22 protein-coding genes are annotated in these 22,850 nt (G+C 62.6%); 12 read left to right on the top strand and 10 right to left on the bottom strand.

The window, feature by feature from the left end:
- Window positions 1-62: 62 nt before the first annotated feature.
- On the top strand, window positions 63-962 hold the full coding sequence (locus BS630_RS10660; RefSeq protein WP_077977384.1) for a ribokinase: 900 nt from the start codon (window positions 63-65) through the stop codon (window positions 960-962).
- Between the two features lie 229 nt (window positions 963-1,191).
- Here BS630_RS10660 and ptsN read toward each other — a convergent pair whose 3' ends face one another.
- From ptsN to lptC, 7 genes are all read right to left on the bottom strand, one after another.
- Window positions 1,192-1,656, bottom strand: coding sequence for a PTS IIA-like nitrogen regulatory protein PtsN (ptsN, locus tag BS630_RS10655; protein ID WP_017995882.1), 465 nt, complete (start codon window positions 1,654-1,656; stop codon window positions 1,192-1,194).
- A 70-nt stretch (window positions 1,657-1,726) separates the two neighbouring features.
- Window positions 1,727-2,302 (bottom strand): ribosome hibernation-promoting factor, HPF/YfiA family, encoded by a 576-nt coding sequence (gene hpf, locus BS630_RS10650; RefSeq protein ID WP_017958734.1) that lies wholly within the window; start codon window positions 2,300-2,302, stop codon window positions 1,727-1,729.
- Window positions 2,303-2,594: 292 nt separating this feature from the next.
- Window positions 2,595-3,518, bottom strand: a complete 924-nt coding sequence (locus tag BS630_RS10645) for a DMT family transporter (RefSeq protein ID WP_077977383.1) — start codon at window positions 3,516-3,518, stop codon at window positions 2,595-2,597.
- 129 nt (window positions 3,519-3,647) lie between these two features.
- Window positions 3,648-5,207, bottom strand: a complete 1,560-nt coding sequence (rpoN, locus tag BS630_RS10640) for an RNA polymerase factor sigma-54 (protein ID WP_027666156.1) — start codon at window positions 5,205-5,207, stop codon at window positions 3,648-3,650.
- A 173-nt stretch (window positions 5,208-5,380) separates the two neighbouring features.
- Window positions 5,381-6,157, bottom strand: coding sequence for an LPS export ABC transporter ATP-binding protein (gene lptB, locus BS630_RS10630; protein ID WP_003556077.1), 777 nt, complete (start codon window positions 6,155-6,157; stop codon window positions 5,381-5,383).
- A 40-nt stretch (window positions 6,158-6,197) separates the two neighbouring features.
- Window positions 6,198-6,836, bottom strand: a complete 639-nt coding sequence (locus BS630_RS10625) for an LptA/OstA family protein (protein WP_017958731.1) — start codon at window positions 6,834-6,836, stop codon at window positions 6,198-6,200.
- A gap of 15 nt (window positions 6,837-6,851) precedes the next feature.
- A complete protein-coding gene (gene lptC / locus BS630_RS10620; protein ID WP_020048214.1) occupies window positions 6,852-7,517 on the bottom strand; it encodes an LPS export ABC transporter periplasmic protein LptC in 666 nt (221 codons plus the stop codon).
- Between the two features lie 225 nt (window positions 7,518-7,742).
- On the opposite strand from lptC, the gene sppA reads away from it, so the two are divergent.
- From sppA to BS630_RS10605, 3 genes are all read left to right on the top strand, one after another.
- Window positions 7,743-8,693 carry a signal peptide peptidase SppA gene (sppA, locus tag BS630_RS10615; RefSeq protein ID WP_077977381.1) on the top strand — a complete coding sequence of 317 codons (951 nt, stop codon included), beginning with the start codon at window positions 7,743-7,745 and terminating at the stop codon, window positions 8,691-8,693.
- 29 nt (window positions 8,694-8,722) lie between these two features.
- Window positions 8,723-9,022, top strand: coding sequence for an integration host factor subunit beta (locus BS630_RS10610; RefSeq protein WP_003544934.1), 300 nt, complete (start codon window positions 8,723-8,725; stop codon window positions 9,020-9,022).
- A gap of 160 nt (window positions 9,023-9,182) precedes the next feature.
- Complete coding sequence (locus BS630_RS10605; protein ID WP_017958728.1) at window positions 9,183-9,515, top strand: LapA family protein; 333 nt, start codon at window positions 9,183-9,185, stop codon at window positions 9,513-9,515.
- A 38-nt stretch (window positions 9,516-9,553) separates the two neighbouring features.
- Here BS630_RS10605 and BS630_RS10600 read toward each other — a convergent pair whose 3' ends face one another.
- Together BS630_RS10600 and BS630_RS10595 are read right to left on the bottom strand one after the other, a co-directional pair.
- Window positions 9,554-9,988, bottom strand: coding sequence for a GNAT family N-acetyltransferase (locus BS630_RS10600; protein ID WP_077977380.1), 435 nt, complete (start codon window positions 9,986-9,988; stop codon window positions 9,554-9,556).
- 37 nt (window positions 9,989-10,025) lie between these two features.
- Window positions 10,026-10,481 (bottom strand): SRPBCC family protein, encoded by a 456-nt coding sequence (locus tag BS630_RS10595; RefSeq protein WP_077977379.1) that lies wholly within the window; start codon window positions 10,479-10,481, stop codon window positions 10,026-10,028.
- 133 nt (window positions 10,482-10,614) lie between these two features.
- On the opposite strand from BS630_RS10595, the gene BS630_RS10590 reads away from it, so the two are divergent.
- The 6 genes from BS630_RS10590 (at window position 10,615) to olsB (ending at window position 17,171) form a co-directional block, all read left to right on the top strand.
- A complete protein-coding gene (locus BS630_RS10590; protein ID WP_077977378.1) occupies window positions 10,615-11,205 on the top strand; it encodes an NUDIX hydrolase in 591 nt (196 codons plus the stop codon).
- Window positions 11,206-11,391: 186 nt separating this feature from the next.
- A complete protein-coding gene (locus BS630_RS10585) occupies window positions 11,392-12,489 on the top strand; it encodes a class I SAM-dependent methyltransferase (protein ID WP_077977377.1) in 1,098 nt (365 codons plus the stop codon).
- Window positions 12,486-13,346 (top strand): TrmH family RNA methyltransferase, encoded by an 861-nt coding sequence (locus BS630_RS10580; RefSeq protein ID WP_077977376.1) that lies wholly within the window; start codon window positions 12,486-12,488, stop codon window positions 13,344-13,346. Before BS630_RS10585 ends, BS630_RS10580 begins: the two co-directional genes overlap by 4 nt.
- The gene (gene lspA, locus BS630_RS10575; protein ID WP_077977375.1) at window positions 13,343-13,846 is read left to right on the top strand and encodes a signal peptidase II; all 504 of its coding nucleotides are present in this window, start codon (window positions 13,343-13,345) and stop codon (window positions 13,844-13,846) included. Before BS630_RS10580 ends, lspA begins: the two co-directional genes overlap by 4 nt.
- 55 nt (window positions 13,847-13,901) lie before the next feature.
- Complete coding sequence (locus BS630_RS10570) at window positions 13,902-16,184, top strand: PAS domain-containing hybrid sensor histidine kinase/response regulator (protein ID WP_077977374.1); 2,283 nt, start codon at window positions 13,902-13,904, stop codon at window positions 16,182-16,184.
- A 108-nt stretch (window positions 16,185-16,292) separates the two neighbouring features.
- Window positions 16,293-17,171 (top strand): l-ornithine N(alpha)-acyltransferase, encoded by an 879-nt coding sequence (gene olsB / locus BS630_RS10565; protein ID WP_077977373.1) that lies wholly within the window; start codon window positions 16,293-16,295, stop codon window positions 17,169-17,171.
- Between the two features lie 142 nt (window positions 17,172-17,313).
- Here olsB and BS630_RS10560 read toward each other — a convergent pair whose 3' ends face one another.
- On the bottom strand, window positions 17,314-19,596 hold the full coding sequence (locus tag BS630_RS10560; protein ID WP_077977372.1) for an NADP-dependent malic enzyme: 2,283 nt from the start codon (window positions 19,594-19,596) through the stop codon (window positions 17,314-17,316).
- Between the two features lie 113 nt (window positions 19,597-19,709).
- On the opposite strand from BS630_RS10560, the gene mutS reads away from it, so the two are divergent.
- Window positions 19,710-22,436: a DNA mismatch repair protein MutS gene (gene mutS, locus BS630_RS10555; RefSeq protein WP_077977371.1), complete on the top strand. Its 2,727-nt coding sequence runs from the start codon at window positions 19,710-19,712 to the stop codon at window positions 22,434-22,436.
- A gap of 12 nt (window positions 22,437-22,448) precedes the next feature.
- Window positions 22,449-22,724 carry a hypothetical protein gene (locus tag BS630_RS10550; RefSeq protein WP_003544896.1) on the top strand — a complete coding sequence of 92 codons (276 nt, stop codon included), beginning with the start codon at window positions 22,449-22,451 and terminating at the stop codon, window positions 22,722-22,724.
- Window positions 22,725-22,850 lie beyond the last annotated feature (126 nt).

The raw sequence follows: 22,850 nt of genomic DNA, 5'->3' as shown, positions 1-22,850 counted from the left end.
CGCCCGCATGAAACAGTAGGAGCATGATTTCGCCCGCATGCTCCGGAAGACGGGACACATTCATGATCACAGTTTTCGGGTCCATCAACATGGATCTCATCGCCACGACCGAGCGCCTGCCGAAGCCCGGCGAGACGGTGGCCGGCGGCGGCTTTGCCACGGCCGCCGGCGGCAAGGGCGCCAACCAGGCGCTGGCAGCGCGCCGCGCCGGCCGCTACGTGCATATGGCCGGCGCCGTCGGCAAGGATGCCTTCGCTGCGGAGGCGCTGGCCCTGCTCGATGCTGCAGGCACCGACCTTTCCCTGATCAAACATGTCGACGGTCCGACCGGCACGGCGCTGATCCTGGTCGGCGGCGACGGCGAAAACATGATTGCCGTCGTTCCCGGCGCCAATGGCCTCGTCACGCCTGCCGATGCCGAGACGGCGATCGGCCGCATGAACGAAGGCGATATCCTGATGTTGCAGCTCGAAGTTCCGGCTGCTGCCGTCGAACGCGCGCTGTCGGCCGCCCGCGCCAAGGGCGTCACCAGCATCCTCAACCTCGCGCCGCTGATCCCCGATGCGCCGCGCCTCGGCCGGCTCGCCGATATCGTCATCGCCAACGAGACCGAGTTCGAACGGCTAGCCGGGCAGGAAGGCATAGACGCGCAAGCACGGGAGGCAGCCCTTGCGCGCTTGCATGCGGAGACCGGCCAGACGCTGATCGTGACGCTTGGCGCCGATGGGGTCATCGCCATCCGCGACGGGGCGATTTCACGAGCGCAGGGTCTCAAGATCGAACCTGTCGATACGGTCGGCGCGGGAGACACGTTCTGCGGCTATTTCGCCGCCAGCCTCGACGATGGCCTCGATTTTGTCTCGGCGCTGCGCCGCGCGGCGGTTGCCGGTTCGCTCGCCTGCCTCAAGGCCGGGGCACAACCTTCGATCCCCTTGAGCGAGGAAGTCGCAGACAGGATATGAAATCTTGAAGGGATGGACGGCGACAGGCGCCGATGTGCTGTTTCGTATAGTGATGGGACCGCGGAGATTGTGGCCTGATGGGTCAACGCGGTGCCGGCAGCCCCCTCATCCGCCTGCCGGCACCGGGTTTGCTCGACAAGCTCCGCTCAGTCTCTTCAATGCAAAAGGCGCCTGGGAGACCCGGCGCCTTTTTGCATTCGAGAATTAATGCGTTATCGCGCGACGCGCGTCAGGCAGCGTTCGACGTCTGCTCTTCGTTGAGGAAGGCGTAGATCGCCGAGGCGGAATCGGTGGCCCGCAGCTTGGCCACCAGATCGTGATCGCGCAGCACGCGGGCGATACGAGACAGAGCCTTGAGATGATCAGCGCCCGCGCCCTCCGGCGCAAGCAGCAGGAACACGAGATCGACAGGCTGGTCGTCCAGCGCCTCGAAATCGACCGGCTGCTCAAGCCGAGCGAAGATGCCGACGATCGAATGGATGTTTCCCAGCTTGCCGTGAGGAATGGCGATGCCGTTGCCGACTCCGGTCGAGCCCAGGCGTTCGCGCTGCAGGATGACGTCGAAAATCTCCCGTTCGGAAAGCCCGGTGATCCTGGAGGCTCTTGCAGCCAATTCCTGAAGCAACTGTTTCTTGGAATTTACTCTGAGGGCGGGAATGATCGCATCCTGATGGAGCAAATCTGCCAATGCCATTTCTTTTTCCTTCTGTCGCCGGGATCAAATGCAAGGAGCGGCGGCAATACCGCCGCTCACCACCCTGATCTCAGCCTTTGATACTGGCTGAATCGATCCAGCCAATATTTCCGTCGTGCCGACGGTAAACGATGTTCAGATGTTCCTTGCCGGGGCTGCGGAACAGGAGAAGCGGCTCGTCGGTCATGTCGAGCGCCATCACTGCGGTGGCGACCGACATGGTCTTCAGCTGCTTCGTGCTTTCTGCGACGATCGCCGGAGCGAAATCGTCAGCGATTTCATCATCGTGATCAGGAACGGAATCCATAACCGTGTAGGAGACCTCTGCAAAACCATTCAGATGGTTTCCGGCGTGATGGTCCTTCAGCTTGCGCTTGTATCGCCGCAGCCGTTTTTCGATCCGCTGGGAGGCGGCATCGAAAGCCAATTGCGGGTCGGTCGCCTCGCCGGCCGCATGCAGCACCACCCCGCTGTCGAGATGCAGCTTGCAATCCGCCGAGTAACGAGAACTCGCCTTTTCCACGGTCACCTGGCCGGAATATCCCCCGTCGAAGTATTTCGTGATGGCCATACCAATTTGGTCCTCGATCTTTTGACGGAAAGATTCACCAATTTCCATATGTTTCCCGGATACACGCACACTCATGGAGTTTCCCTTCTTATGGTCGTTTGCGGGTATCAGTTTACGCCAAGCCTCAGGTTCATCCAAGCACTTCGCACAATCTCAAGCAAGATCGGCTTAGGCCTGCGGGTCCTTGGTGCCCTTCTGATGCTGGGGATAACTCCAGACGCCGTTCACGGCATCGATTGCGGCGGGCTTCTAGCCAGAGCGTGCCGAAAAGTCAATAGGGCGCCGAATCACCAACAGTGGCACTCGGTCAACGTGTGGCGGATGCCTTGTCGGGCAAGGCATACCGCCGACCGCCAGTCCATCCACTTTACGCGTTTCGCGCCTGCGTTGCGCCCCTTCTGGCGGGGATCGTCATGGCGGCGACACCTGATATGACGCAGATGAGTCCGATCCAGGCCGTCGGACTCAGCCTTTCGCCGAGGAAGACGATGCCGATCGCAACACCGATCGGCACTCTGAGATAGGCTTGCGCGGTGGTTCCGACCGAACCCAGCGTCTGGACGAGACGGAAATAGATCACAAAGGCAAGCGCCGTCGAAAAGGCGGAGAGGGCCAGCAGTGCCAGCATCGATGCCGCCGAAGGATCGAGTTCCCACGGCCGATCGATGATAAGACTCATCGGCAAGAGAACGACCGCGCCTGAGATCAACGAGCCGGCCGCCGGCACGGCGGGATCAAGCCCCTTGAAGTTCTTGCTGAAAATCGCGGCACCTGCATAACAGATAGTCGCCAGGATGATGGCAAGCTGCGCCATCAGGTTTTCACCGAGACCACTGAGCGCTTCGATGCCGATGACGAGGCAGATGCCGGCAAGCCCGGCCATGACGCCGAAAAGCCTTCGCAGCGTCACCTGCTCATGGCCGGTGATCAGCACGGCCAGCAGGAAGGTGAAGATCGGCGTTGCCGAATTCAGGATCACCGCCAATCCGGCATCGACGGACTGTTCCGCCCAGGCGATCAGCGTGAAGGGGACGACGCTGTTCAGACAGGCCTGAACGAAAAACCGCCGCCAGGTGGCACGATCACGCGGCAGACGGACACGCCGGTGGCGCAGGACGGCCAGCAGAATGCCGCCGGCAATCAGCGTGCGGGCGGCGATCAACGTGATCGGCGGGATCGTCTCGACACCGATTTTGATGAAGCTATAGGAGGAACCCCAAAGGGTCGCCAGCACCAGCAGCAGGAAAAGCTCCCTGGCCAGGTTGGAATTTTGCGGTGTTATGGTTGGCATTTCGATCTTCGTTGAAGACAATTGAAAGGGTTGCAGCGCCATTGCACGTCTGAAAAGACGAAGGGTGCCGGAGAGGAATAGCGGGATTTGCAGGCCGGATGCTTCGATCGAGGTCGAAGCATTGCCGCGTCAGAAGCCGGCGACCTTGGCGAGCGCCCGTTTCTCGCGGCGGCGCTGGACCGAAGAGGCGATGTTCATTGCCTCCCGGTATTTCGCTACGGTGCGGCGGGCGAGATCGACGCCGCCCTTCTTCAGCATGTCGACGATATCGTCGTCGGAAAGCACCGCCTCCGGGCTCTCCTGCAGGATCAGCGCACGGATCTTGTGACGCACGGCCTCGGCCGAATGGCTGTCGCCGCCGGCGACGGCGCTGATCGAGACGGTGAAGAAATATTTGAGTTCGAAGAGGCCGCGCGGCGTCAGCATATATTTATTCGACGTGACGCGGCTGACGGTGGATTCATGCATCTTGATCGCCTCGGCGACCGTTTTCAGGTTCAGCGGGCGCAGGTAATCGACGCCGTGCAGCAGGAAGGCGTCCTGCTGGCGGACGATTTCGCTTGCCACCTTCATGATGGTTTTTGCCCGCTGGTCGAGGCTGCGCGTCAGCCAGTTGGCGCTCTGCAGGCAATCGGAGAGGAAGGCGTGGTCCTCGCCGTTCTTCGTCACACGGGAAAAATAGGACTGGTTGACCAGCACGCGCGGCAGCGTATCCGGATTGAGCTCGACCAGCCAGCCGCCGTCCGAGGCGGGCCTGACGACTACATCCGGCGTGATTGCTTCGGAAACACCCGCTTCGAAGCCGCTGCCGGGCTTGGGATTGAGCTGACGGATCTCGCCGAGCATGTCGAGAAGATCTTCCTCGTCGACGCCGCAGAGCCGCTTCAGCGTGGCAAAATCGCGCCGGGCCAGCAGTTCGAGGTTTTCGACCAGAGCCTGCATGGCCGGGTCGTACCGGTCCTTCTGCCTGAGCTGGATCGCCAGGCATTCGGCGAGGCTACGGGCGAAAACACCTGGCGGATCAAGGCTCTGCAGGGTGGCAAGCACGCGCTCGGCCTGTGCGAGGCTCGTGCCCAGCCTCTCGCCCGCCTCGACGATATCGGCCTGTAGATAACCGCAGTCGTCGAGCTGGTCGACGAAATTCTGCGCGATCAACCGGTCGGCCATGTCAGGCAGGACGAAGGGGATCTGCTGGGCGAGATGATCGCGCAGCGACACCTGACCGGCGACGAAATCGTCGAGATCGTAGTCGGCGCCCTCACCGCTGCCCGGCATCGACTTCCACTGGCTGACGAGTTCCGGCGCATCGAGGCGCTGCGGGGCTCCGTCATCAGGAAAGACATTGGTGTAATTGGCGTCGAGTTCGTCGTTCAGCCGGCTGGTGCTGGCGCTGCCGCCATTGTCATACCAGTCGCTGGAGAGCGCCTCGGCGCGGTTGTCATAGCCATCGTCGGAGCCGGCATCCTCAGGCTGATGAGCATACTCTCCATCTTCGGCATCGCCGCGTTCGCCGCCCGCCTCGCCGTCATTCGACGGAAATTCGAGCAGCGGGTTCTTCTCCACTTCCAGGGCGATGAACTGGTTGAGTTCGAAATGAGTCATCTGCAGCAACTGGATGGATTGCATCAGTTGCGGTGTCATCACCAGGGACTGGGTCTGGCGCAGGAAAAGATTGGCGGACAGTGCCATGACGGACGCGAAACTCCCCTCGATTCCTCCGGGAAACCGCGTCCGATCAAGGCTTCAGGCCACGGAAATCCAAGTTGGCCCAAAAATTGCTTTTTTATTGTATTTGGTCAAGCGGAACTATGACGGCACGGTGAATTTCTGCCGATCCGGCCTAAAATCATCCCGATCCGGGGTCAGAGGCTGAAATTGTCGCCGAGGTAGAGCCGGCGCACTTCCGGATTGTTGACGATGTCGTTTGCCCGGCCATGGGTCAGCACCTCACCGGCATGGATGATGTAGGCGCGGTCGATAAGGCCCAGCGTTTCGCGCACATTGTGGTCGGTGATGAGAACGCCTATGCCGCGTGCCGTCAGGTGGTGAACGAGATTCTGGATGTCGGCGACCGAGATCGGGTCGACGCCGGCAAAGGGCTCGTCGAGCAGCATGAAGGTCGGGTCGGTCGCAAGCGCACGCGCGATTTCGAGGCGGCGGCGCTCACCGCCGGACAGGGCGACGGCGGCACTTTTGCGCAGCTTCTGGATATGGAATTCTTCCAGCAGCTCGTTCAGCTTCTGCTCGCGCTCGGCCTTGTCCTTCACATGCACTTCGAGGACGGCGCGGATATTCTCCTCCACCGTCAGGCCGCGGAAGATCGAGGCTTCCTGCGGCAGATAACCGACGCCGAGACGCGAGCGGCGGTACATCGGCATGGTCGTGACATCGTTGCCGTCGATCTCGATCGTGCCTTCATCGACGGGCACCAGGCCGGTGATCATGTAAAAACAGGTGGTCTTGCCGGCGCCGTTCGGGCCGAGCAGGCCGACGGCCTCGCCACGGCGCACCACCAGCGAGACGCCGTTGACGACGCGCCGCGTCGCATAGGTCTTCGTCAGACCCCGTGCGATCAGCGTTCCCTGATAGCGGCTCTTGTCGGCGGCGCCCGCAGCTTGTGGCCCGGGCTTGCCGAACATGGTGGATAGCGATGATAATTTCACGTGGGAGGCCGGCTTCTCAGTTCTGCTTCTGCTGCTGCGCATTCGGCTGCGATTTCGGATCGAGCTGAATCTGGACACGCCCGCCGCAGCTTTCAAGCTGCGCCTGACCGGTCTGCATGTGAACCGTCAGTTTGCAGCCGGTAAAGACGTTCGGCCCGTCCGACAGAATAACTTTATTCCCCTCATCCGCTGTGAGGATGAATGTCTGCGAGGCCATGTCGAAATTGCCGTCATCGGCGGTCGCCGTCTGCGTGCCCGAGCTCAAAAAGACCTTGTCCGTCACCAGGATCTTGTCGATATCAGCACTTCCCGATGCAAGCGAGGCCGACTGTTCCGGCTGCGCTGCAGGCTGCGCGCCGTCAGCAGCCGGCTTTGCCGCCTTGTCCTTGTAATAGACGGTCATCTTGCCGGACTGCATCGTCGTCGTGCCCTGGACGACCTTGACGTTTCCGGTGAAGAGCGCGGTGTGTTCCTGGTCGTGGATCTCCAGCTTGTCGCTTTCGATCTGGATCGGCTGGTCGTTGGACAGCTTCATGCCCGGCATCGTGGCCGTCGCCTGCGCGCCGGCGCCCGTGGCCGTCAGAATAAGGGCAAATGCGCCGGCAATGAATGCCATGCCTGTCTTGCAAGTGGAAATGCGACAATCTTTTGTCATGGATGACCCGGCTGGTTAAGTGCCCTGTTTATGGATGGTGGATGGATCGACATTCATGCGAACATTCCCCTCGAATGTGATCACCCGCCCCTTATCGGTTATCTGAAGCGTCTTCGCAACAATGGAGGCATTGTCCTTGGTGATGGTGACGGGGTCGTCGCTCCGCATGTTTCCGCCCTTGATGTCGAGCTGCGCGGACTGGAAATTCGCATTGAGGCCGCTGCTCAGCACCAGGGTGAAGGGAGCCGTCATATGCAGATTGTCGGTGGCGCGGTTGTAATCGGCGGTCGAGGCGACGACGCGGGCGATCAGGCCGTCATTCATCGGCACGGCGGCCTTGATGGTCTCGAGGGTGATGAGATCGGGATTGCGGATATCCTGCAGCGCCCTTTCGGCCAGCATCGAATAATTGATGCCGTCGGAATTGCGGCCTGATATCGCCGGCTTTTCCATCACGACCTTGCCGTTCTCGATCTTGGCGCCTTCCATCTTGATGTTCTCGGGCAGATAGATGCTGACCAACGCCACCGCGGTGAGGCTCGCCGCGACGATGAGGGCTGCCACAGGCAGCAATATCTTCAGCCGCCGCACGCGGGCGGAATGGAACAACGCATCGCCATAAGCGCTCCTGCCGGACCCTGAATAGGCGGCATGTCCGTTGTTCTTCAGGGTATCGAGCATAGGCCTCGTCCATGTGCGGTGATCGCCGCGCTTCGATAACAAAGCCGGCCGCCAATCACAGTTCGTTTCGCATTATTACATTGGCTTGCCAATATGGAATTTTTTCTGCAACAAGCAACAAAACGGAAAAACATTTAAAAGTGGCATTCGTACGGGCCGCTGCCACTCTATTTCACCGGATCGATCGGCGGCATGCCGAAGCCGGTGCCAGCGCTGGAGGTTTCTATGGACAGTTCGATCATCGCGGATCGCCGGCGGTTGCGCCGCAAGCTGGGCTTCTGGCGCCTCATCGCGGTGGCCCTCATCGTGGCACTTGGTTTCGCCTTCTACCGCTTTGCTCTCGGCGATGCCGGGACGCAGCGCCCGCACATCGCCCATGTGACGATATCCGGGCTGATCGTCGATGACGACGAACTTCTTGAGCGGCTGAAGAAGGTCGAGACCAGCGACCAGGTGAAGGCAGCGGTGATTTCGATCTCCTCGCCCGGCGGCACGACCTATGGCGGCGAAAAAGTCTTTAAGGCGATCCGTGCGATATCAGCCAAGAAGCCTGTCGTCTCCGACGTGCGCACGCTCGCCGCCTCCGCCGGCTACATGATCGCCACCGCCGGCGATACGATCATTGCCGGTGATAGCTCGATCACCGGTTCGATCGGCGTCATCTTCCAGTATCCGCAGATCCAGCCGCTGCTCGACAAAATCGGCGTCTCGCTGCAGGAGATCAAGTCCTCGCCGCTGAAGGCCGAGCCCTCGCCCTTCCACGAGGCGAGCGAGGAAGCCAAGGCGATGATCCGCAACATGGTGGTCGACAGCTATAACTGGTTCGTCGACCTGGTCGCCGACCGGCGCAAGCTGCCGCGCGACGAGGTGCTGAAACTGGCCGACGGCACGATCTACACCGGGCGCCAGGCGCTGAAGGCGAAACTCGTCGATACAATCGGGGGCGAGGCTGAGATCCGCGCCTATCTGACGTCACGCGGCGTCGACAGCGATCTGCCGATGGTAGACTGGGACAAGAAGAGCAATACGCCCTTTCTGCTCGCTGGGGCTGTTTCGCGGTTGATTACGATCTTCGGTTATGGTGATCTCATGAAAACCCAGGATATCAATGGAATCCTGCCCCCAAAGTTGCTTCTTGACGGGCTGCTTTCAGTTTGGCAGGTTGGCCACGATTGATAAGAAATCAATAATTTAAGGGGGCGAAAGTGATCAAGTCTGAATTGGTGCAGATTGTTGCGGCACGCAACCCGCATCTCTATCATCGCGACGTCGAGAATATCGTCAACGCGGTTCTCGACGAGATCACGGATGCACTGGCTGCGGGTAACCGAGTCGAATTGCGCGGCTTTGGCGCCTTTTCGGTCAAGAACCGCCCTTCGCGCTCCGGCCGCAACCCGCGGACCGGCGATACCGTCTTCGTCGAGGAGAAGTGGGTTCCCTTCTTCAAGACCGGCAAGGAGCTGCGCGAGCGGCTTAATCCCGGCCAGGCCGACGAAGAGGATTGAGCCGTCGCTGCCTGCGGCGAAACCGCACTTGAACTCGAGGGCCGTTTTCCTATTCTGGTAACGCATCGTGCTTCGCGTGTCCTACAAGGACACATAGCGCTGCAAGCATGAAACGCGCCCTTCAAAAAGACCGGCGCAATCTGCCGCGTGGAGACCTCTAATGGCCAAGAAGATCGTCAACCTGTTGATTTTGCTGCCGCTCGGCGTCATCCTCATCGTCTTCTGCGTCGCCAACCGGCAGAGCGTCACGCTCGCCTTCAATCCGTTCCGGCCGGAAGACCAGGTGCTTGCAGTTTCCGCGCCCTTCTTCGTCTTCCTCGTCGTCGCGCTGATCACGGGCATGCTGATCGGGGCGGCCGCCACCTGGTTCAGCCAGGGCAAACACCGCAAGCGCGCCCGCACCGAGGCCAAGGAAGCCATCCGCTGGCAAAGCGAGGCCGACCGCCACAAGAACCGCGCAGAAGAAATTGCCGGGCAGCTGCCGGCGCGGTAAAACTGGTCAATATTCGATTGGCTCGGGTTCGGCGGCCGTCAAACCGGAAAAAAGCTCAGTTCCTCATAGTCGCCCTCCGGCGACGCGCCGTTGCCGGTCACGCGGAAACCGTGGGCGAGGTAGAACGCCTTTGCCCGCCGGTTCTTCACCAGGCACTTCAGCCGATACCGGTGCTGCGGCCATTCCGGCAGGGCGTGCAGCAGCGCCGTGCCTGCGCCCTGACCCTGGAATTCCGGTTTTAGGTAGAGCATGTGGATGAAATCGTCCTCCGGCCAAAGCGACAGGAAGCCGGCGACGCTGCCGCTTTCATGCGCGCAGACGAAGACCGTTTCGCCATTGGTATGGGCGGCGAAATCCTCGCGATGGAATTTGCCCGGATCGACCCAGACGAATGTTTCGCGGCGCACGGAAAGGTAAATCTCCGCAAGCACGTCCTGGTCTTCCGCCCGCGGCGGCCTGATGGTCCACATTATGGTGCCGATTTAAACAAACCCTCCGCCCGCGCCAAGCCTAATCGGCCGCCATTTTCGCGACGACGGCGGCATTGAAATCCGAAAAGAACCCTTCGGCGAGCTTCTGCGAGGTCGAATCGAGCAGGCGGGCGCCGAGCTGGGCGAGCCCGCCGCCGAGTTCGGCCTTCGACCGGTAGTGCAGGATCGTCTCGGCGCCCCTTTCCTCAAGCACGATATCGGCGCTGCCCCTGGCGAAGCCGGCAAGACCGCCCTTGCCTTCGGCCGATAGCGTATAGCTCTTCGGCGCATCGACATTGGAAAGCGTCAGCAGCCCGTGGAAGGTGGCAGACAGCAGGCTGAACTTGACCTTGATCGTCGCCTCGAAAGCGCTCGGCGACAGCCGCTCGATGCTCTGGCAGCCCGGAATGCAGCCGCGCATGATCTCGGGATCGTTGAGCGCTGCCCAGACGACGTCCCGCGGCGCGGCGATGCGTTCTTCGCCGGTGAAATCCATTCGATGGCCCCATCTTCGATTCGCTCATCTTATCCCAGCGGGAAAGCGCTTTGCCAAGGCGGCACGGAATGTTATCTGCCGGGTTGCGATCTGACACGCACCTGACACGCACTGACACACAAGGGACGGGCCGATGAACGACGAACTGAAGCCCTGGAGCGTGACGGCGAGCCGCATCACCTATGAGGATCGCTGGATCCGTGTCCGGAGCGACGATTGCATCACCGCCGATGGAATCGTCGTCGCGCCCTTCCATGTGCTCGATTATCCCGACTGGATAAACGTCATCCCTGTGATGCCCGACGGACGCGTGCTGCTGACTCGGGAATATCGACATGGCCGCGGCGAAATCGTGCTCGGTCTGGTCGCCGGCAGCCTCGAACCCGGCGACAGCAAGACCGGCGATGCGGCGATGGCGGCGGCCGAGCGCGAACTCCGGGAGGAGACCGGCTATCAAGCCTCGACCTTCGTCAAGCTGCTGACCTCCTATCCGAATGCCGCCAGCCACAGCAATATGGTGACGAGCTGGCTGGCGCTTGGTCTCAGCCGGGCCGGCGAACCGTCTTTCGACCCGGGCGAGAAGGTTGAGCTGCTGTTTGCGGATCTTGCTGCCATCCTCGGCGAGCTGCAGTCCGGCGCGGTCATCATGCAGTCGATGCATGTGGCAGCCCTTTATGCGGCGGAAAGCTGGCTTCGCAGACAGGCCTCCGAAGGCTTGAAATAGGCGCCGCGCCGGGAAAACCCTGTCCGTTTGCCCGGGCCGGCCGGCAGCGCAGTTGATCCGCCCCGCTTTTCTGGGCTACTGCATATTCAAAGTGCCGCAGCGCGCTTTGCGCGTTTCAAAAGACGCCCAGGCCTGCAGCCGACACAAAGCCGATAAGACACCCCGACAGAGACGCGGAAGAGCACGTTGAAACAGAGAGAAGGCCGGCCGGGCCAGAAGAAAACATCGGGTCCTTCCGGTGAAAGCCGCAGGGACGATCGGGCAGGCCGGCCGCCGAAGCCGGTCGCGCGGCCCGCGGCAACCCGTGAGGCGGTGCGCGAGGCTGCTGTGCCTGCCGCCGTCGTGCGTCCCCTGATGACACGCAGCGGCGAACGCCCGACCGAGCGCGTACCGGTCATCCTCGAATCGCTCGGGGCCGGCGACTTCCATCTGATCGACAGCGGCAACGGCGAAAAGCTCGAGCAATACGGCCCCTATCGCATCATCCGTCCGGAAGCCCAGGCGCTGTGGCGTCCTTCTTTGGCGCCCCAAGTCTGGGAAAAGGTCGATGCCGCCTTCACCGGCGACACCGACGAGGAAGGCACCGGCCGCTGGCGCTTCCCGAAGGAGGCACTCGGCGAGACTTGGCCGCTCAACCTGCTCGGCGTCGATTTCCTCGGTCGCTTCACCTCCTTCCGCCATGTCGGCGTCTTCCCCGAACAGATCGTCCACTGGAGCTGGATGAAGGATCAGGTCGAAAAGGCCGGCCGGCCGCTGAAAGTGCTGAACCTCTTCGGTTATACCGGCGTCGCCTCGCTGGTTGCCGCCGCAGCCGGCGCCGAGGTCACCCATGTCGACGCCTCGAAGAAGGCGATTGGCTGGGCGCGGGAAAACCAGGCGCTCGGGCGTATGGAGAAGCTGCCGATCCGCTGGATCTGCGAGGATGCGATGAAATTCATCCTGCGCGAGGAACGCCGCGGCAGCCAGTACGATATCATCCTCACCGATCCGCCGAAATTCGGCCGTGGCCCCAATGGCGAAGTCTGGCATCTCTTCGAGCATCTGCCGTTGATGCTCGATGTCTGCCGCGAGATCCTGTCGCCGAAGGCGGTGGGCCTGGTGCTGACGGCCTATTCGATCCGCGCCAGCTTCTATTCGATCCACGAGCTTATGCGCGAGACGATGCGGGGCGCCGGCGGTGTGGTCGAATCCGGCGAGTTGGTGATTCGCGAAGCCGGCACCGACGGCAAGACGCAGGGCCGCGCGCTTTCCACCTCCCTCTTTTCCCGCTGGGTACCGAAATGAGCAAGGACTTCCACGATCAGGGACCGCGCAGGGTCGGACAGGTGAAGGAAGTCACTTCGCTCGCCAATCCGATCATCAAGGATATCAAGGCGCTGACGAACAAGAAGTCTCGCGAGGAAAGCGGTACTTTCCTGGCCGAAGGGCTGAAGCTCGTCATCGATGCGATCGAACTCGGCTGGGCGATCCGCACGCTGGTCTATGCCAAGGGCGCCAAGGGCAAGCCGCTGGTCGAGCAGATGGCGGCAAAGACCGTCGCCTCGGGCGGGCTGGTGCTCGAGGTCAGCGAAAAGGTGATCGCCTCGATCACCCGCCGCGACAATCCACAGATGGTCGTCGGCATCTTTGAACAGCGCTGGACGCCGCTGAAGGGTATCCGACTGAGCGAGGGCGAGACATGGGTGGCGCTCGATCGGGTACGCGACCCCGGCAATCTCGGCACCATCATCCGCACGGCCGATGCGGCAGGCGCTTCCGGCATCATACTTCTCGGAGAAACGACCGATCCCTTCTCGCTCGAAACGGTGCGGGCGACCATGGGCTCGGTCTTTGCCGTTCCTGTGGCGCGGGCGACGCCTGAGGAATTCATTGCCTGGCGGAAATCGGCCGGCGTTTCCGTCGTCGCGACACATCTTGCCGGCGCGGTCGATTACCGGACGATCGACTACCGGAAAAAGCCCGTCGTGCTGTTGATGGGCAACGAACAATCCGGCCTGCCCGAGCAGTTGGCCAGGGAGGCCGACGCGCTTGCCCGCATTCCGCAGCAGGGCCGCGCCGATTCACTGAACCTCGCCGTCGCCACCGCCGTCATGCTTTTCGAGGCACGCCGCCATCTCCTCTCACTTGCCGAGGGCAAATGACCGAACAGACGCATGCACGCCCGGCGCTGTTTTCGCGCCCGGCGCCGATCCTCTTCTTCATCGTCGTCGCCGTTCTGATCGACCAGGCCGTCAAGATCGCCGTTGATCATTACCTGCCGCTGCAGGAGGCGGTGCCCGTTATTCCGATGCTGGCGCTCTACCGCACCTACAATCTCGGCGTCGCCTTTTCGATGCTATCAGGCATGGATGGCTGGTTCATCGTCGGCATGCGGCTCGTCATCGTCGCCTTCGTCATCTGGCTGTGGTACCGCACGGCAAAGGATCGCTGGATCGCTCATCTCGGTTATGCGCTGATCATCGCAGGCGCGATCGGCAATCTCGTCGACCGCTTCGCCTATGGGCATGTGATCGATTACATTCTTTTCTACACCGAGAGCTGGTCCTTCGCGGTCTTCAATCTCGCCGACAGTTTCATCACCATCGGGGCCGGCTGCGTCATTCTCGACGAACTGCTGCTGCCGAAAAAGGCCAGCCGCTAAAATCTTATCGAAATCCTGAAGGCATTCGGAACGGGCCTCATGTTAGTCAGATAGCATGCAGAACCTGGGACAGTTGCAGGAAAGATTGTCCGCCGCCTTCGGTGGACCCGCCGCCAAGCCGCATGAGAAGCGGATGGAGGTCGTTTCCCAACGGCCCATCGCAGCGACCCCCCGGGGCGCCGATGACCGCCAGGGCGGGCCTGCACCGACACGGCGCCTGCTGTTCTATTGGCTTGGCGGCGCCGGCCTTCTTGCCGCAACGATCCTGATGCTGCTTGCCCATGCCGGCGATCCGCTGCTGCTTTCGGGCGGTCTCGTCATCCTTGGCCTGGCCGTCATCGCCAGTTATGCCCTGCTGATGGTTCGCTCGCGCAAGGCCGGGCAACGCCCCGGTCAACCCATGCCGGATTGGAACGCCGGCGTAAAGCTGTTCGCCGACGTGCACGACGTGCTCGGCGACATCACGGTCAGTCGCACCATGGACCGGCGTATCATCTCCGCCAACGATACTTTTAGCCGCCTGACCGGGCGGCTGCGTCCGGAAGGACGCACCTGCGAGGAGATCGGGATTGCCTTCCGCCCCGGCCCGGTACCGCATTGCTACGACGTCGAGATTTCGACGCCGGAGGGTCAGCGCATCTTCCTCTGGCGCGATGTCGTCACCCGCGACCCGGCAAACGGCCGCCTGCTGCTGCAGAGCATTGCCCGCGACGTGACCGACGAGCGGCTGATCGCACAGGGCCGCGAGGAGGCTCGCCAGAAGGCCGAGTATAACAGCGCCGCCAAATCGAGGCTGCTTGCCACCGTCAGCCACGAGGTGCGCACGCCGCTTTCCGGCATCCTCGGCATGACGCATCTGATCGCCGAGACGCGGCTGACGCAGGAGCAGCAGAACTATCTCGCAAACATCCGCCAGTCCGGCCACGCCTTGACGCAGCTCGTCGAGGATCTGCTCGACTTCTCCACCATCGAAGTCGGCCGCTTCGCGCTGCACCCGCGCTCGGAATCGCTGCGCAAGCTGCTGGAAAGCGTCGTCGAGATGCTCGCCCACCGGGCGCATGAAAAGGGCATCGAGATCGGCGCCACCGTGTCATCCGACGTGCCCGAAAATATGAGCTTCGATCCGGCGCGGCTGCGCCAGGTCCTCTTCAACGTCATCGGCAATGCCGTGAAGTTCACCCAGGTCGGCGGCGTCTTCATCCGCGTGTCGCTCGACGCCGGCGACTTGCTGATCACCGTCACCGATAGCGGTCCCGGCATGACGGCGGAGGAGCAGGCGCGCGTCTTCGGCGAGTTCGAGCAGGGCGGGAGCGTTGCCGACAAGAGCAGCGGGACCGGGCTCGGCCTTGCCATCTCCGCCCGCATCATGCGCGAATTCAACGGCGCGCTGACGGTTGCCAGCGAAATGGGCAGAGGCAGCGAATTCACCATCCGCTTCCCTGTCGATATCGGCAGCGAGCGCCCCGACCGGCGAAACACGCTGCTTGCCGGCAACAGTGTCGTACTGCTGGCGCCGGCAGGTGCGGCGCGCACTGCCATCGCCGAAACGATCACTGCGCTCGGCGGTCTCTGCCATCTCGTCGGCGACGGCGAGATGGCGCGGGCAACGCTGCTCGAACTGGCGAAGGGCGGACGGCGGTCGACCGACATCATCATCGACCATCGGATGTCGGCGGAATTTTCCGCTCATCTTGCCGATCGCGCCGAAATCGCAGCACTCGGTTTGCGCAAGGTCCTGCTCGTCAATCCGGAAGAGCGTAGCGCCCATCCGCTTGACCTCTTCGATGCCTGGCTGATCCGGCCGCTGCGCGAACAGTCGCTGATCGACGTGCTGCGCGGGCGCATGCGCGGCATGGAGAAGCGCGACGCGCTGAACGACAACCAGCCGGGTTTCGGGCTTTCGGTGGCGGAGACGCTGGTTGCCGCCAGCGGGCTCAGCATCCTGCTCGGCGAAGACGATCCGATCAATGCCATGCTGGTGCGTGTCGTTCTGGAAAAGGGCGGGCACAAGGTGCGCCATGTCGAAGATTTCGAGACACTGCTCGACTGTGCGCTCTGCGACGCCAATGCCCGGCCCGATATCATCATCAGCGATCTCTCGATGCCTGGCGGCAACGGTATCGACATGCTAGGACGCCTGCGCGGCCACGAGCGGCGGCTCGATCTCGCGCCGGTGCCGGTGATCGTACTGACCGCCGACAAGAGCGACGAATCACGCCGCCAAGTCTTGCTCAACGGCGCCAATCGCGTCATGATAAAGCCGGTCGATCCGGTGCGGCTGCTGACCGAAGTTCAGGCGGTTGCCGCCCTTTCCGCCCGCCGGGCAGAGGCGCGGTGAGCGCCTCAGAAACCGGCACGCTTCTTGCGCTTGGAAATTCAAAATGTCACTTTCCTGTCGTAGAGAAGTGTTTTATGGCGTCGATAAGCCGGTAACGGGAGAATCGTCATGTCCGCCATCGACATCCTGAATCGTGACACCACCGCGGAGGCTGCACGGCCCTCGACGGCTGCTGTACAGAAGGACGGCGATATCCTCGGCCGCATCGGCAATCTGGAGACCCGCCTTGCCCGCACGGCACGCGAGATCGATGCCGCCCAGGCCGTGCGTTACCGCGTTTTCGTCGACGAAATGAAGGCGCAGCTGCCGCTGGACGCCATGCGCCGCCAGCGCGATGTCGATGCCTATGACGCTGTCTGCGATCATCTTCTCGTGCTCGACCGCTCGATCGAGGGCGACCCGGAAGACCAGATCGTGGGCACATACCGTCTGCTGCGTCAGGATGTCGCCATCGCCAATGGCGGTTTTTACTCGGCTTCCGAATTCGAAATCGAAGGCCTCATCGCCAAACATCCGGACAAGCGCTTCATGGAGCTCGGCCGCTCCTGCGTGCTGCCGGAATACCGCACCAAGCGCACCGTCGAGCTCCTGTGGCAGGGCAACTGGGCCTACGCGCTGAAGCACGGCGTCAGCGCCATGTTCGGCTGCGCGTCTTTCCCCGGCGTCTATCTCGAAAGCCACGCGCTGGCGCTGTCCTTCCTCTACCACAATGTGCTGGCGAAGAACGAATGGGCCGTCGGCGCCTTGCCGCATCTGGCCCGCAACATGGACCTGATGCCGGTCGAGGCTATCAACCCGAAGCGGGCGCTGATGGCTCTGCCGCCGCTGATCAAGGGCTATCTGCGCCTCGGTGCGATGGTCGGCTCCGACGCGGTCGTCGATCATGCCTTCAACACGACCGACGTGCTGATCGTGCTGCCGATCTCCAGCATTTCGGACCGTTATCTGAATTATTACGGCGCCGACGCCGGCCGCTTCGCCAGTTAGGATAATTCAGACGATGCAGCGTTGAGGGGTCGGTCTTGACGGTCCCCAGACCGAATTGAACTCCGGCTCATGTCTCAAAATATGTGCCCGGCGGGCGCGCTGCTAGCCGGGCACATATCTCTGTTATAGGCGAAGAAGACTACTAGCCCGCCCCGTAGGCGGCGATCGCAGCCATATTGACGATGTCGCTGTCCTTGGCACCCATCGAGGTGATCTGCACCGGCTTGTCGAGACCGACGAGGATCGGGCCGATCACCGTGGAGCCCCCGAGCTCCTGCAGCATCTTGGTCGAGATCGAGGCCGAGTGGAAAGCCGGCATGACGAGCACGTTGGCCGGGCCGGAAAGGCGGCAGAAGGGATATTGCTCCATCACCTTGCGGTTCAGAGCGACGTCGGCCGCCATCTCGCCGTCATATTCGAAATCGACGCGGCGCTTGTCGAGGATCTTCACCGCCTCGCGCACCCGCTCGGAACGTTCGCCCGAGGGATGGCCGAAGGTGGAATAGGCCAGCATGGCGACCCGCGGCGAATAACCCATGCGCCGCGCCAGACCGGCGGCCTCTTCGGCGATATCGGCAAGCTCCTCGGCCGTCGGCATGTCGTGCACCGCGGTATCGGCAACAAAGACCGTGCGGCCGCGGCAAAGCGCCAGCGACACGCCGATGACGCGGTGGCCCGGCTTCTCGTCGATGCAGCGGCGCACATCCTCGAGTGCCGTCGAATAATTGCGGGTGATCCCCGTCACCATGCCGTCGGCATCGCCGAGCGCCACCATGGTGGCTGCGAAGTGGTTGCGGTCGTTATGGATCAGTCGCTGGGCGTCGCGGTGGAGATAACCGTGCCGCTGCAGCCGGGCATAGAGATAGTCGATATAGGCCTCGACCCGGGTCGAAAGCCGGGCATTGACGATTTCGAGGCCCGGCCGGTTGAGATCGATGCCGGCACGTTCCGCCGTCGCCCGGATCAGGTCCTCGCGGCCGAGCAGGATGGCGGTGCCGAGCTGCTGGTTGGCGTAGGACATGGCCGCACGCAAGACCTGTTCTTCCTCGGCCTCGGCAAAGACGATGCGCTTCGGACGGCGGCGGACGCGCTCGTAAAGGCTGGCTAGCGTCGAGGCGATCGGATCGCGGCGCGCCGAAAGCTCGCGGGCATAACCGGCCATGTCGGTGATGACCTTGCGGGCGACGCCGCTTTCGATCGCGGCTTGCGCGACCGCGACCGGGATCGCCGAGATCAGGCGCGGATCGAAGGGAACGGGGATGATATATTGCGAGCCGAAACGCGGCCGGTTGCCCTGATAGGCGGCAACGACGTCATCAGGCACGTCCTCGCGGGCAAGATTTGCCAACGCGTTGACGGCGGCGATCTTCATAGCGTCGTTGATTGTGGAGGCGCGGACATCGAGAGCGCCGCGGAAGATATAGGGAAAGCCGAGGACGTTGTTGACCTGGTTCGGATAGTCCGAACGGCCGGTCGCCATGATGGCGTCGTCGCGGATGCGGGCTACCTCTTCCGGGGTGATCTCGGGATCGGGATTGGCCATGGCGAAGATGATCGGCCGCTCCGCCATCGAGCGGATCATCTTGGCCGAAAACGCGCCCTTCTGCGACAGGCCGAAGACGACGTCGGCGCCCTTCATCGCCTCTTCCAACGTGCGCGTGTCGGTCATTGCCGCATGCGCCGATTTCCACTGGTTCATGCCCTCGGTGCGGCCCTGGTAGATGACGCCCTTGGTGTCGCAGAGGATGACGTTGTCAGGCGCAAAACCCATTGCCTTGATGAGTTCGACGCAGGCGATCGCCGCAGCGCCCGCACCGTTGCAGACGAGTTTCGTCGTCTTCAGGTCGCGGCCGGTCAGCTCCAGCGCGTTAATCAGGCCGGCGGCGGCGATGATCGCCGTGCCATGCTGGTCGTCATGGAACACCGGGATGTCCATCAGCTCGCGCAGCCGGCTTTCGATGACGAAACAATCCGGCGCCTTGATATCCTCGAGGTTGATGCCGCCGAAGGAGGGACCGAGGAAGCGCACGCAGTTGATGAACTCGTCGACATTTTCCGTATCGATCTCGAGGTCGATGGAATCGACATCGGCGAAGCGCTTGAACAGCACCGCCTTGCCTTCCATGACCGGCTTGGACGCCAGCGCGCCGAGATTGCCCAGGCCGAGGATCGCCGTGCCGTTGGAAATGACGGCGACCATGTTGCCGCGCGCCGTATAGTCGTAGGCTGTCTGCGGATCGGCGGCGATTGCCTTCACGGGCACGGCAACACCCGGCGAATAGGCAAGCGAGAGGTCGCGTTGCGTCGCCATCGGCTTGGTCGGGTTGATCTCCAGCTTGCCGGGCCGGCCCATTGCGTGAAAATCGAGCGCCTCCTGGTCGGTAACTGAGGTCACCGGCCGGTCCTTCTTATCGATATCGGGCATAAATCCTCCAACGTCCTGTGGGCGACGCTTTGCTCTTCCTCAAATGCTGTTGTCATCTATAGCGGCGCGCGGATAGGGTTGGCACCTGTTTTTTTGGGAAAAACTGCACCTCCGTGAACGCACGAATAGACACAGGGAATGAAGCCTTTTCGGCGGCCGAGCTCGCCACGGCGGAAAGCCGTGCCTCGGCGACGCCGATGATGGAGCAATATATCGAGATCAAGGCGAACAATCCGGGTTCGCTTCTCTTCTATCGCATGGGCGACTTCTACGAGCTGTTCTTCGAGGATGCGCTGGAAGCCTCACGCGCGCTCGGTATCACGCTGACCAAGCGCGGCCAGCACATGGGCCAGGATATTCCGATGTGCGGCGTTCCGGTGCATGCAGCCGACGATTATCTGCAGAAGCTGATTTCGCTCGGATTCCGCGTCGCCGTCTGCGAGCAGATCGAAGATCCGGCGGAAGCGAAGAAACGCGGCGCGAAATCCGTCGTCAAGCGTGACGTCGTGCGCCTCGTCACTCCAGGCACGATCACCGAGGAAAAGCTGCTTTCGCCCTCGGAATCCAACTATCTGATGGCGCTGACCCGCATTCGCGCCAGCGGCGAGGCCTTGCTGGCGCTTGCCTGGATCGATATTTCCACAGGCGTCTTCCGGCTTGCCGAGACCGAAGCCTCGCGCCTCCTTGCCGATATCCTGCGCATCGATCCACGCGAACTCATCCTGCCCGACACGATCTTCCACGATCCCGAACTCAAGCCGGTCTTCGACGTGCTCGGCCGCACAGCCGTGCCGCAGCCTTCCGTGCTCTTCGACAGCGCCAGCGCCGAAGGCCGGATCGCGCGGTATTTCGGCGTCGCGACGCTTGACGGCTTCGGCACCTTCTCGCGCGCCGAGTTGGCGGCGGCAGCAGCAGCCGTCGCCTATGTCGAGAAAACGCAGATTGCCGAGCGTCCGCCGCTTGGAAAGCCGGAGCGGGAAAGTGCGGCCTCGACGCTGTTCATCGATCCCGCCACCCGCGCCAATCTCGAACTTGCCCGCACGCTTTCGGGCGATCGCAACGGTTCGCTCTTGAAGGCGATCGACCGCACCGTCACCGGCGGCGGCGCCAGGCTTCTTGCCGAGCGGCTGATGTCGCCGCTGACCGACCCCGCCCGCATCAATGCGCGGCTCGATTCGATCGGCTTCCTGATCGACGAACCCCTGCTCTGCGGCAATCTGCGCGACACGCTGAAACATGTGCCCGACATGCCGCGCGCCCTGTCGCGCCTGGCGCTCGACCGCGGCGGCCCGCGCGATCTCTCAGCGATCCGCCAGGGCCTTGACGCGGCCGGTGGAGTTGCGGCGATGCTCGGCAAGGCGATGCTGCCCGAAGAGCTCGGCCAGGCGCTATCCGGGCTGCAGGCTCTTCCCGCGGCGCTGGAAAAGCTGCTTGCCGAGATGCTCGCCGACGAATTGCCGCTGTTGAAACGCGATGGCGGCTTCCTGCGCGACGGCGCCAACTCCGAGCTCGACGAGGTCCGGGCCCTGCGCGACCAGTCGCGTCGCGTCATCGCCGGCCTGCAGTTGCAATATGCCGAGGAGACCGGCATCCGGTCGCTGAAGATCAAGCACAACAACGTCCTTGGTTATTTCATCGAAGTCACCGCCGGCAATGCCGCGCCGATGACGGAGACGGCCGACGCGAAGGCCCGCTTCATCCACCGCCAGACGATGGCGAACGCGATGCGCTTCACCACGACCGAACTTGCCGATCTCGAAAGCCGCATCGCCAATGCCGCCGACCAGGCGCTGACGATCGAGCTCGAAGCCTTCGACAGGATGACGGCGGCCGTCGTTGCCGAAGCCGAGGCGATCAAAGCGGGCGCCCGGGCGCTTGCCGTCATCGACGTCGCCGCAGGCTTGGCGCTTCTCGCCGAGGAGCAGGCCTATTGCCGCCCGCAGGTCGACGGCTCGAAGATGTTTGCCATCGAGGGCGGGCGCCATCCGGTCGTCGAGCAGGCGCTGCGGCGGCAGGCGGGCGGCCCCTTCGTCGCCAATCATTGCGATCTGTCGCCGAGGACCGGCGACCGGGACGGGGCGATCTGGCTGCTGACCGGCCCGAACATGGGCGGCAAGTCGACCTTCCTGCGCCAGAACGCGCTGATATCGATCCTGGCGCAAATGGGCTCCTTCGTGCCGGCGACATCAGCCCATATCGGTATCGTCGACCGACTTTTCTCGCGTGTCGGCGCCTCCGACGACCTGGCGCGCGGACGCTCCACCTTCATGGTCGAGATGGTGGAAACGGCTGCGATCCTCAACCAGGCGAGCGACCGTTCCCTCGTCATTCTCGACGAGATCGGCCGCGGCACCGCCACCTTCGACGGTCTTTCGATCGCCTGGGCCGCCGTCGAGCACCTGCATGAGGCCAATCGCTGCCGCGGCCTCTTCGCCACGCATTTCCACGAGTTGACCGTGCTTTCGGAAAAGCTTGGCCGGCTATCGAACGCGACAATGCGCGTCAAGGAATGGGACGGCGACGTCATCTTCCTGCACGAGGTCGGGCCGGGTGCGGCAGACCGCTCCTACGGCATCCAGGTCGCCCGCCTTGCCGGGCTTCCGGCCTCGGTCGTGGCGCGGGCTCGTGATGTACTGACGCGCTTGGAAGATGCCGACCGTAAGAACCCGGCGAGCCAGCTGATCGACGACCTGCCGCTCTTCCAGGTGGCGGTGCGCCGCGAGGAAACGGCTCGCGGACCTTCCAAGGTTGAGGAGGCGCTGAAGGCGATGAGCCTTGACGACATGACGCCGCGCGAGGCCATGGATGCGCTTTACGACCTCAAGAAGAAGCTGAAATAGGAGTAGCGCGCCATGTTCATGGAAAAACTGGTTCGCGAAACCGAGCGCCTCTCGCTCATCTGCTCCATGCTCGATACGATGCGGCGCGCCGATAAGGACCGCAATGCCCGCGGCTGGACGTCGCCGATCGGCATGCTGAAAATCACCCGCTGCTGCGCTGTGATCTCGGAGCTCGGAACGTCGATCGCCAAGGCGGGCTATCGCGAATGCGACAGGCAGGCGCTTGAGGAGATCATGCGCGAGACACGGCAGGTGCTGCATCTGCTGAATGCGCGGGCCGCCGGCTGACGATTTCCGAGATAGCCGGCGCCTTGCGTCAAAGCGCCCTCGCCTCTCTTGCGGCGAACCAACACCATTTCGCCAAATTTAAAGGTTCTTGCAGTATGAAGGCCCGTGTCAATCGCCGGGCAAAGG

Origin of the sequence: Rhizobium laguerreae, from assembly GCF_002008165.1 — a bacterium.
In the GTDB taxonomy this organism is placed as follows: Bacteria; Pseudomonadota; Alphaproteobacteria; order Rhizobiales; family Rhizobiaceae; genus Rhizobium; species Rhizobium laguerreae.
This window is presented reverse-complemented; position numbering and strand designations above follow the sequence as displayed.

Excerpts from the sequence above, each read along its gene's own strand:
- BS630_RS10660 (WP_077977384.1), top strand. The coding sequence starts at position 63 with ATGATCACAGTTTTCGGGTCCATCAACATGGATCTCATCGCCACGACC.
- ptsN (WP_017995882.1), bottom strand. The coding sequence starts at position 1,656 with ATGGCATTGGCAGATTTGCTCCATCAGGATGCGATCATTCCCGCCCTC.
- hpf (WP_017958734.1), bottom strand. The coding sequence starts at position 2,302 with ATGAGTGTGCGTGTATCCGGGAAACATATGGAAATTGGTGAATCTTTC.
- BS630_RS10645 (WP_077977383.1), bottom strand. The coding sequence starts at position 3,518 with ATGCCAACCATAACACCGCAAAATTCCAACCTGGCCAGGGAGCTTTTC.
- rpoN (WP_027666156.1), bottom strand. The coding sequence starts at position 5,207 with ATGGCACTGTCCGCCAATCTTTTCCTGCGCCAGACCCAGTCCCTGGTG.
- lptB (WP_003556077.1), bottom strand. The coding sequence starts at position 6,157 with ATGTTCGGCAAGCCCGGGCCACAAGCTGCGGGCGCCGCCGACAAGAGC.
- BS630_RS10625 (WP_017958731.1), bottom strand. The coding sequence starts at position 6,836 with ATGACAAAAGATTGTCGCATTTCCACTTGCAAGACAGGCATGGCATTC.
- lptC (WP_020048214.1), bottom strand. The coding sequence starts at position 7,517 with ATGCTCGATACCCTGAAGAACAACGGACATGCCGCCTATTCAGGGTCC.
- sppA (WP_077977381.1), top strand. The coding sequence starts at position 7,743 with ATGGACAGTTCGATCATCGCGGATCGCCGGCGGTTGCGCCGCAAGCTG.
- BS630_RS10605 (WP_017958728.1), top strand. The coding sequence starts at position 9,183 with ATGGCCAAGAAGATCGTCAACCTGTTGATTTTGCTGCCGCTCGGCGTC.
- BS630_RS10595 (WP_077977379.1), bottom strand. The coding sequence starts at position 10,481 with ATGGATTTCACCGGCGAAGAACGCATCGCCGCGCCGCGGGACGTCGTC.
- BS630_RS10590 (WP_077977378.1), top strand. The coding sequence starts at position 10,615 with ATGAACGACGAACTGAAGCCCTGGAGCGTGACGGCGAGCCGCATCACC.
- BS630_RS10580 (WP_077977376.1), top strand. The coding sequence starts at position 12,486 with ATGAGCAAGGACTTCCACGATCAGGGACCGCGCAGGGTCGGACAGGTG.
- lspA (WP_077977375.1), top strand. The coding sequence starts at position 13,343 with ATGACCGAACAGACGCATGCACGCCCGGCGCTGTTTTCGCGCCCGGCG.
- BS630_RS10570 (WP_077977374.1), top strand. The coding sequence starts at position 13,902 with ATGCAGAACCTGGGACAGTTGCAGGAAAGATTGTCCGCCGCCTTCGGT.
- olsB (WP_077977373.1), top strand. The coding sequence starts at position 16,293 with ATGTCCGCCATCGACATCCTGAATCGTGACACCACCGCGGAGGCTGCA.
- BS630_RS10560 (WP_077977372.1), bottom strand. The coding sequence starts at position 19,596 with ATGCCCGATATCGATAAGAAGGACCGGCCGGTGACCTCAGTTACCGAC.
- BS630_RS10550 (WP_003544896.1), top strand. The coding sequence starts at position 22,449 with ATGTTCATGGAAAAACTGGTTCGCGAAACCGAGCGCCTCTCGCTCATC.